Consider the following 8,935-nt stretch of genomic DNA (forward strand, 5'->3'; position numbering starts at 1 on the left):
AATTTCGATCCACGACTCTGGAGAGGCACGATCATGGACGTAAGGGCGGCAGTCGCGTTCGAGGCTGGCAAGCCACTCGAGATCGAGACGGTACAGCTTGAAGGCCCGAAGGCGGGCGAGGTGCTGGTCGAGATCAAGGCCACCGGATTGTGCCATACCGACAAATACACGCTTTCCGGCGCCGATCCCGAGGGACTGTTTCCGGCCATCCTGGGGCATGAAGGCGCCGGCGTGGTCGTCGAGGTGGGGCCAGACGTGAAGCATCTGAAGCCCGGCGACCATGTGATCCCGCTCTACACGCCCGAATGCCGGGAATGTAAATCCTGCCTGTCGCGCAAGACCAACCTCTGCACTGCCATCCGCGCGACGCAGGGCAAGGGATTGATGCCGGACGGGACCAGCCGCTTCTCCTACAAGGGGCGGCCGATCCATCATTACATGGGCTGCTCCACCTTCGCGAACTACACGGTGCTGCCCGAGATCGCGCTGGCGAAGATCCGCCCCGACGCCCCGTTCGACAAGGTCTGCTATATCGGCTGCGGCGTCACCACAGGCATCGGCGCGGTGCTGTTCACCGCCAAGGTCGAGACCGGATCGACGGTGGTGGTGTTCGGCCTGGGCGGGATCGGGCTGAACGTCATCCAGGGGGCACGGATGGTGGGCGCCGACATGATCGTCGGGGTGGACATCAACCCAGGCCGCGAGGAAATGGCGCGCAGGTTCGGCATGACCCATTTCGTCAACCCGAAGGATCTGGGCCCCGATGGCGACGTGGTCGGCCACCTGGTCGAACTGACCGGGGGCGGCGCCGATTATTCCTTCGAATGCGTGGGCAATCCGACGCTGATGCGCCAGGCGCTGGAATGTTCGCATCGCGGTTGGGGTGTTTCGACCATCATCGGTGTGGCCAGCGCGGGGCAGGAGATCAGCACCCGCCCGTTCCAGCTCGTCACCGGCCGCCGCTGGATCGGCTCGGCCTTCGGCGGAGCGCGCGGGCGGACCGACGTGCCGAAGATCGTCGACTGGTACATGGACGGCAAGATCGACATCGATAGCCTGATCACCCACACGCTGCCGCTGGAGAAGATCAACGAGGGATTCGACATGATGACGCGAGGTGAAAGCATCCGCACGGTCGTCGAGTTCTGAGCGTGGCGATCACCACCCGCGCCACCCATGCCTGTTGCGGCGGCACGCTGGGTTTCTACAGCCATCCGTCCGACAGCCTGGGGTTGGAAGCGCGCTTCGCGGTCTTCATGCCCGATGGCGCCTCGGCCGGTGCGCCGGTGCCGGTCATCCACCTGCTGGCCGGCCTGACCTGCACCGAGGAAACCTTCCTGATCAAGGCCAATGCGCTGCGCTTTGCGGCTGAATACCGGATTGCGCTGGTCGCAACGGACACCTCGCCCCGGGGGGCGGGCGTGGCCGGTGAGGATGACAGCTACGATTTCGGCAGCGGCGCCGGGTTCTATCTGGACGCAACCCAGGCACCATGGTCCACCCATTACCGGATGGGCACCTATATCGCCGAGGAACTGCCCGCCCTGACCGAGGCCCATTTTCCCGTGGATGGCGCACGGCGTGGCATCATGGGGCACTCGATGGGCGGCCACGGCGCGCTGGTGCATGCGCTGCGCGCACCCGATCGCTGGAAATCGGTCTCGGCCTTCGCGCCGATCGTCCATCCGGCGGCGGTGCCGTGGGGAGAGAAGGCCTTTACCGGCTATCTGGGGCCGGATCGCGCCACATGGGCGGCCCATGATGCCACCCTGCTGCTGCGCGCGGGCCACACCCACCCGACGACCATCCTCGTGGACCAGGGCGACGCGGACCAGTTCCTCGATGCGCAGTTACAGCCCTGGCATCTGGAAGAGGCCGCCAGGGCGGCCGGCCAGAAGCTGATCCTGCGCCGTCACCCCGGCTATGATCATTCCTACTGGTTCATCCAGTCCTTCATCCAGGATCATCTGACCCACCACGCGGCCATCCTGTGTCGATAAAGCAAAAGAATAGAATGACGATGGCCTATCGTGTGGCAAGCCACGCGCGCCTTGCGCTCGGGGGCCTTGTATTGGCGGCCGGAATGGCCGCCTGTGCGCCGACCACCGTTTCGCCGCCGCCCATGCAGGTTGCAGGCAGCGTGACCAGCCCGCCCGCGCATGGCGATTTCGGCCATTATACGCTGGCGCTCACCTGGCAACCCGGTTTCTGCGCGAGCGGGCCGGGCTGCCAGCCCGACCAGCCTAAAGCGCCGCTGATCGGCCTGCATGGGCTGTGGGCATCACGGCCCCAGCCGCTCATTGCCGAAGGTGTGCCGCCGCAGCGCTGGTGGGCTGCCGGGTGCGACATCTATCCCGGGCAGGAGCCTGCCGCCCCCCTGGCCGTGAGCACCGAGACGAAGCTGGCTCTGGACCAGAGCGTGGTGCATCTGACGCACAGCCTGCCCGACCATGAATATCACAAGCATGTCCAATGTTTCGGCATCCCGGCCGAGACGTTCTTCCATACCGCGCTGGAAATGCGCACCGTGGTCGCGCAGTCCGATTTCGGTACCGTCCTACAGGCATGGCAGGGGCAGGTCGTCACCAGAGACGCGGTGATGAAGGCGTTCCACGTCGCGTTCCATACCGAAACGGATCGTGCGCTTCAGCTTCGCTGCGAGCACGACCATGCGGGCCACGACGTGCTGACCCAGCTATGGTTCACCCTGAGGCGCGAGCGGGTGGCGGACTTCCCACGAGCCAGCGCCTTCATGCGCGCGCCAGAGGCGCAGGATAATTGCCCAGCGCGCTTCCTCGTTCCGACGTGGTGAGGATTATTCGCCGATCAGGTGCAGGATAAGCTGCCGGCGGTGGGGCTGGCGGCGGTGCTCGAACAGATAGAGCCCCTGCCACATACCCAGCACCGGTTGCCCGTCGGCGACCGGGATCGAAAGCTGGGTCTGGGTCAGCATGCTCCGCAGATGGGCGGGCATGTCGTCGGGCCCTTCATCGTCATGGACGTAACGGCCCGGCGCCTCGGGGACCAGTGCCTCGAAGAAGCGTTTGATGTCCTCACGCACCGTCGGGTCGGCGTTCTCCTGCACCGTCAGCGATGCCGAGGTATGTCGGCACCAGATCGTCAGCAGCCCGGTGTCGATCCCGGTATCCGCGACCCATTGCCGGACAGCATCGGTAAATATCACCAGCCCCTTGCCATGGGTCGGGATGTCGAGACGATGCAGGGCCTGGCGCATGGTGCCGCCTTTCCTATTTCAGAAAGCCGACGAGGCGTTCGGCCTCGCTGACGATCGGTTCGGCGATCTCCGCCGCCCGCCCGGCGCCGTCACGCAGCACCGCGCGCAGATGGTCCGGCGCTTTCAGCAGGCGCCTGGTCTCGTCGGCGATCGGGACCACCGTCTGCACCAGCACCTCGGTCAGCGCCGCCTTGAACGGTCCGAACCCTTCGCCGCCATGGCGTGCCAGCACCTCGCCGGCCGTAATGCCGGCCAGTACCGCATAGATATCGACCAGATTGCGCGCCTCGGGTCGGTCCAGCAGGCCGGCCGGTTCGGTGGGCAGGGGCTCGGGGTCGGTCTTGGCGCGGCGGATCTTGAGCGCGATCGTGTCGGCGTCGTCGGTCATCTCGATCCGGCTCTGGGCCGAGGGATCGGATTTGGACATCTTCTTCGTGCCGTCGCGCAGGCTCATGATGCGCGCGGCGGCGGGCGGGATCAGCGCCTCGATCGCCGGGAAGAATTCGACGCCGTAATCATGGTTGAATTTCTGGGCGATGTCGTTGGCCAGCTCCAGATGCTGGCGCTGGTCGTCACCGACCGGAACCCGCGTTGCCTTGTATGTCAGGATGTCGGCGGCCATCAGGTTGGGATAGACGTACAGCCCCGCCGAATGGTTCTCCCGGTCCTTGCCCGCCTTGTCCTTGAACTGCGTCATGCGGTTCAGCCAACCCAGGCGGGACACGCAGTTGAAGATCCAGCCCATCCGCGCATGGGCGCTGACGGCGGACTGGTTGAACAGGATATGGGCCTTCGGGTCGATGCCGGCAGCCAGCAGGACGGCGGTCTGGGCCAGAGTCTGCTGGCGCAGGACTTCCGGCTCCTGCCACACCGTGATGGCATGCAGGTCCACGAGGCAGAAAATGCACTCGTGATCGGCCTGCAACGCGACCCAGTTGCGGATCGCGCCCAGATAATTGCCCAACTGCGGAATACCGGTCGGCTGAATGCCGGAGAATATGCGTTGCATGAGGGTTCTTTTCAGGCGTCGGACCCGATCCGGTCAAGCCGGTCGTCGATCACGACATCCGGGTTTCAGGGCAGGGGATGCAGGCGGTCCAGCGCCTGCCGTTCGTCCGCCACGCGGGAAGGACCGAGAGACGCGGCCCGCTGTGCCGCGACATCGCCCGCGGCGAAGGATGGCGGATCGGCCCGGCCGCCACTGGCGGACAGATAGGTCAGGATTGCCGCGATCTCGATATCCGAAAGGCGGCGAAACGACGGCATGGAAAAATTATACCGGCCGCCATTGGCGACCAGCGGGCCATTCAGTCCGCCCAGCAGCACATCGACCAGATAATGCCGCCCTTCCGGGGTACGGGCGATCTGGTCGATGCGACCGGTCAGCGGCGGGATTTCCCCCAGCATGCCTTCGCCGCCGTGATGGCAGATCCCGCAATTGGTCCGGTAGCGCGCCTGGCCGAGATTGCGATGCGGCGAACAGCCCCCCACCGCCAGCAGGCCCAGAAGGCCCGCGACGAAGGGGGCGAAATACCGCGCGCGCCATATCATGCGATTTTGCGCACCAGCGCGGCTCCCACGCTTACTGCTTCGAGACGCCCAGAAGCTGGATCTTGAAGATCAGCGGGCTGTCGGCGGGGATGATGCCCATCGACCGATGGCCGTAGCCCAGCGCGGGCGGCACATACAGCATCCAGGTATCGCCGACATGCATCTTGGGCAGGGCCTCCATCCAGCCCTGGATGACGCCATCCAGCGGCATCTGCATGTAGGAGCCTTTGCCGTGCTGGTCGGAACTGTCGAAGATGCCGCCCTCGGGCAGGCGGCCTTCGTAGATCACCATCATCACGTCGCCGGGGGCGGGGCTCTGTCCGTCCTTGGGGCCGCTCTCCAGCACCTTGTAGGCCAGCCCGTCGGGCAGGCTCTGCACGCCGGGCTCGGCCCGGATCTTGGCCATGAACTGCTCGGGCGTCATGTCCGGCTTGGATTCCTCGGGGCGTGCGCCGCACGCCGCCAGCGACAGGGCGGTCGCGGAAGCCAGGAGGAGGGAAGTGACGCGGGACAGACGTTTCATGACACCTCGGTTTGGCGGAAATGGAAGGGCGGGAAGGAGGCGTCGCGCTTACAGCGCGCCGCCCCGGCGTCCGATCTGCGCCCCCAGGCGCAGGCGCAGCGCGTTCAGCTTGATGAAGCCCTGGGCATCGGCCTGGTTGTACGCGCCCTCGTCATCCTCGAAGGTGACGACGCGGGTATCGTACAGGCTGTTGGGGCTTTCGCGACCCACACAGATCACATTGCCCTTGTAGAGCTTCAGCCGCACGCGGCCGGTTACCGAATGCTGGCTCTCGTCGATCAGGGCCTGGAGCATCCGGCGCTCGGGCGAGAACCAGAAGCCGTTATAGATGATCTCGGCATAACGCGGCATCAGGCTGTCCTTCAGGTGCCCGGCCTCGCGGTCCAGCGTGATGGATTCCATGCTGCGATGCGCCGCCAGCAGGATGGTGCCGCCCGGCGTCTCGTAGATGCCGCGCGACTTCATGCCGACGAAGCGGTTCTCCACCAGGTCCAGGCGGCCGATACCGTTCGCCTTGCCCAGCTCGTTCAGCCGCGTCAGCAGCGTGGCCGGCGACAGGGTCACGCCGTTCAGCGCCACCGGATCGCCAGAGACGAAATCGATCGCGATCTCGGTCGCCACATCCGGGGCGGCCTCAGGCGAGATGGTGCGCTGGAACACGATCTCGTCCGGCGCTTCGGCCGGGTCTTCCAGCAGCTTGCCTTCCGACGAGGAGTGCAGGAGGTTGGCATCGACCGAGAAAGGGGCCTCGCCGCGCTTGTCCTTGGCGATGGGGATCTGATGTTCCTCGGCGAAGGCCAGCAGGCGGGTGCGCGAGGTCAGGTCCCATTCGCGCCAGGGCGCGATCACCGTCACGTCGGGCTTCAGCGCGTAATAGGCCAGCTCGAAGCGCACCTGGTCGTTGCCCTTGCCGGTCGCGCCATGGGCGACGGCGTCGGCGCCGACCGCCTCGGCGATCTCGATCTGGCGCTGGGCGATCAGCGGGCGGGCGATCGAGGTGCCCAGCAGATACTGGCCCTCGTACAGCGTGTTGGCGCGGAACATCGGAAAGACGAAATCCTTCACGAAGGTCTCGCGCAGATCCTCGACGAAGATCTCCTTCACGCCGAACATCTCGGCCTTCTTGCGCGCCGGCTCCAGCTCTTCGCCCTGGCCCAGGTCGGCGGTGAAGGTCACGACCTCGCAGCCATAGGTGGTCTGCAGCCAGCGCAGAATGACGGACGTATCGAGACCGCCGGAATAGGCGAGCACGACCTTCTTGACGTCCTTTGCGGCCATGGAACGGGATCTCCTGTCGTCGAATCTGAAAGGGTGAAAGAGTGCCGGCGGCGGGGCGCCTGATCCCCGCCTCCTAGCATCGGATGGAAGATGGTGCCAGCGGGGGCCGCCTGAAATGCAGGGGCACGCCCGGCTGGATATCAGGCCGGCAGGCTGCGCCGTTCGCGCTGGCTTTCGGTACGCAACTGCCCGCATGCGGCCAGGATGTCGCGCCCGCGTGGCATGCGGATGGGCGAGGCGAAGCCGGCATCCATCACGATCTGAGCGAATTTGGCCAGTTGCTCGCGCGTCGACGGCCGGTAGTCGCTGCCGGGCCAGGGGTTGAACGGGATGAGGTTGACCTTGGCCGGAATGCCGGCGATCAGCCGCACCAGTTCGCGGGCGTCGGCTTCGCTGTCATTCACGCCGCGTAGCATGATGTATTCAAACGTGATGCGCCGGGCGTTGCTGGCCGCGGGGTAGCGGCGGCAGGCGGCGATCAGTTCCTCGATCGGATATTTGCGGTTCAGCGGCACGATCTCGTCGCGCAGGTCGTTGCGCACGGCATGCAGCGAGATCGCGAGGTTGATCCCCAGTTCCGACCCGCACTGGTCCATCATCGGCACCACGCCCGAGGTGGAGAGCGTGATACGGCGGCGCGACAGGCCGATGCCCTCGCCATCCATGATGATCTTCATCGCCTTGGCGACATTTTCGTAATTATACAGCGGCTCGCCCATGCCCATCAGCACGATGGTCGACAGCAGGCGCGGGGTCTCGCCCCTGGGGCTGGGCCATTCGCCATAGCTGTCGCGCGCCGCCATGAACTGGCCGACGATCTCGGCCGCGCCCAGGTTGCGCACCAGCTTCTGCGTACCGGTATGGCAGAAGGTGCAGGACAGCGTGCAGCCGACCTGCGACGAGATGCAGACCGCGCCGCGATCCTCACGCCGGTCGGGGATATAGACGGTCTCGGCCTCCTGCCCGTCGCGGAAACGGAACAGGAACTTGCGGGTCTCGTCGTTCGAAGTCTGGACCGTGGTGGCTTCCGGCCGGCCGATGACGAAGCGTTCGGCCAGCTTCGCCTGCAACGGCTTGGCGATCGAACTCATGCGCGAGAAATCGGTCACGCCCTGATGATAGAGCCAGTGCCAGAGCTGCTTGGTACGGAACGGCTTCTCGCCGATTTCCACCAGCGCCTCGGTCAGTTCCTCGCGCGACAGGCCGACCAGGTCACGCCGCCCGTCCGGCAGCATGCCGGTCGGCGGGGCGAACAGGGCCGATTTCGCCAGGATGCGCTGGCGCTCGACCTCGGTGAGCGAGGCGGCCAGGCCGGTCTCTGCGGGGATCTGGGGCGCGTGAGCGGAAACGGCGGTCATGAACGGCTACTCATCGGGCAGGCACCACGTATTATCGCGGCGCGAATGGGCTGAATCCGCGCTGCCTACCACATCCAGACGGAAAAAGGGGAATTACTCTGCATCCCGCCGCGCGGCGATCAGGAATTCGCGGTTGCCCTCGGGGCCGGTGATCGGGCTGGGCTCGACCCCGAGTACGGTCCAGCCGGGCAGGGCGGACCACCATTCCCGGATCATGGCGCAGACCGACTCATGCACCGCCGGGTCGCGCACCACGCCTTTGGCGCCCACGGCCTCGCGCCCGGCCTCGAACTGCGGCTTGATCAGGGCAACGGCCCAGGCACCCGGCCGGCACAATGCCAACCCGGCGGGCAGGACGGTGCGCAGGCCGATGAAGCTGGCGTCACAGACCAGTACATCGATCGGATCGGGGATGGTCGTGGCATCGAGCGTGCGGGCGTTGCATTTCTCCAGCACCACCACGCGCGGGTCGCTGCGCAGCTTCCACGCCAGTTGCCCATGCCCGACATCGACGGCGAACACCCGTGTGGCACCGTGCGTCAGCAACACGTCGGTAAAGCCGCCGGTCGAAGCCCCGACATCCAGCGCCACGGCGCCTGCCGGGTCCAGGCCGAAATGCTCCAGCGCGTGGGCCAGCTTGACGCCGCCGCGCGAGACCCAGGGATGATCCTGCCCCTTCAGCAGCAGCGGGGCGTCCTCGGGCAATTGCTCGCCGGCCTTGGCCACGCGCCGATCGCCCGAATAGACCACCCCGGCCAGGATCAGCGCCTGGGCGCGGGCACGGCTTTCCACCATGCCCCGGTCGACCAGCATCTGGTCCGCGCGCTGCTTGGCCATGACCTGTCGCCGGATCAGGCCGTCTGCTGTGACGACGCCACACCCAGAGCGTGCATGGCGGTGGCTGCGATGGCGGTGGCGTCGAGCCCGGCCTCGCGATACTGGGCGTCCTGGGTGTTGTGGTCGATGAAGCGATCCGGCAGCGTCATCGGG

At 66.1% G+C, this 8,935-nt stretch carries 10 protein-coding genes; 3 read left to right on the top strand and 7 right to left on the bottom strand.

The features are described 5' to 3' along the window. Positions 1-33: 33 nt before the first annotated feature. The 3 genes from HLH36_RS18070 to HLH36_RS18080 are packed head-to-tail and all read left to right on the top strand — an operon-like array spanning position 34 to position 2,812. Positions 34-1,149: an S-(hydroxymethyl)glutathione dehydrogenase/class III alcohol dehydrogenase gene (locus HLH36_RS18070; protein ID WP_182987674.1), complete on the top strand. Its 1,116-nt coding sequence runs from the start codon at positions 34-36 to the stop codon at positions 1,147-1,149. A gap of 2 nt (positions 1,150-1,151) precedes the next feature. After that, positions 1,152-2,000, top strand: a complete 849-nt coding sequence (gene fghA, locus HLH36_RS18075; protein WP_182987675.1) for an S-formylglutathione hydrolase — start codon at positions 1,152-1,154, stop codon at positions 1,998-2,000. Between the two features lie 20 nt (positions 2,001-2,020). After that, positions 2,021-2,812: a ribonuclease T2 family protein gene (locus HLH36_RS18080; protein WP_182987676.1), complete on the top strand. Its 792-nt coding sequence runs from the start codon at positions 2,021-2,023 to the stop codon at positions 2,810-2,812. Positions 2,813-2,815: 3 nt separating this feature from the next. Here HLH36_RS18080 and HLH36_RS18085 read toward each other — a convergent pair whose 3' ends face one another. From HLH36_RS18085 to HLH36_RS18115, 7 genes are all read right to left on the bottom strand, one after another. Further along, entirely contained in the window at positions 2,816-3,235 is a 420-nt protein-coding gene (locus tag HLH36_RS18085; protein ID WP_182987677.1) for a secondary thiamine-phosphate synthase enzyme YjbQ, read from the bottom strand. A gap of 13 nt (positions 3,236-3,248) precedes the next feature. After that, positions 3,249-4,244, bottom strand: coding sequence for a tryptophan--tRNA ligase (trpS, locus tag HLH36_RS18090; RefSeq protein WP_182987678.1), 996 nt, complete (start codon positions 4,242-4,244; stop codon positions 3,249-3,251). 65 nt (positions 4,245-4,309) lie between these two features. Next, the gene (locus HLH36_RS18095) at positions 4,310-4,786 is read right to left on the bottom strand and encodes a c-type cytochrome (protein ID WP_182987679.1); all 477 of its coding nucleotides are present in this window, start codon (positions 4,784-4,786) and stop codon (positions 4,310-4,312) included. A 31-nt stretch (positions 4,787-4,817) separates the two neighbouring features. Then, complete coding sequence (locus HLH36_RS18100; protein ID WP_182987680.1) at positions 4,818-5,309, bottom strand: FKBP-type peptidyl-prolyl cis-trans isomerase; 492 nt, start codon at positions 5,307-5,309, stop codon at positions 4,818-4,820. Positions 5,310-5,357: 48 nt separating this feature from the next. Then, positions 5,358-6,587 carry an argininosuccinate synthase gene (locus tag HLH36_RS18105; protein ID WP_182968448.1) on the bottom strand — a complete coding sequence of 410 codons (1,230 nt, stop codon included), beginning with the start codon at positions 6,585-6,587 and terminating at the stop codon, positions 5,358-5,360. 140 nt (positions 6,588-6,727) lie between these two features. Next, the gene (gene rlmN / locus HLH36_RS18110) at positions 6,728-7,945 is read right to left on the bottom strand and encodes a 23S rRNA (adenine(2503)-C(2))-methyltransferase RlmN (protein ID WP_182987681.1); all 1,218 of its coding nucleotides are present in this window, start codon (positions 7,943-7,945) and stop codon (positions 6,728-6,730) included. Positions 7,946-8,038: 93 nt separating this feature from the next. After that, positions 8,039-8,782, bottom strand: coding sequence for a TlyA family RNA methyltransferase (locus tag HLH36_RS18115; RefSeq protein WP_182987682.1), 744 nt, complete (start codon positions 8,780-8,782; stop codon positions 8,039-8,041). Positions 8,783-8,935 lie beyond the last annotated feature (153 nt).

Origin of the sequence: Gluconacetobacter aggeris (genome assembly GCF_014174395.1) — a bacterium.
In the GTDB taxonomy this organism is placed as follows: Bacteria; Pseudomonadota; Alphaproteobacteria; order Acetobacterales; family Acetobacteraceae; genus Gluconacetobacter; species Gluconacetobacter aggeris.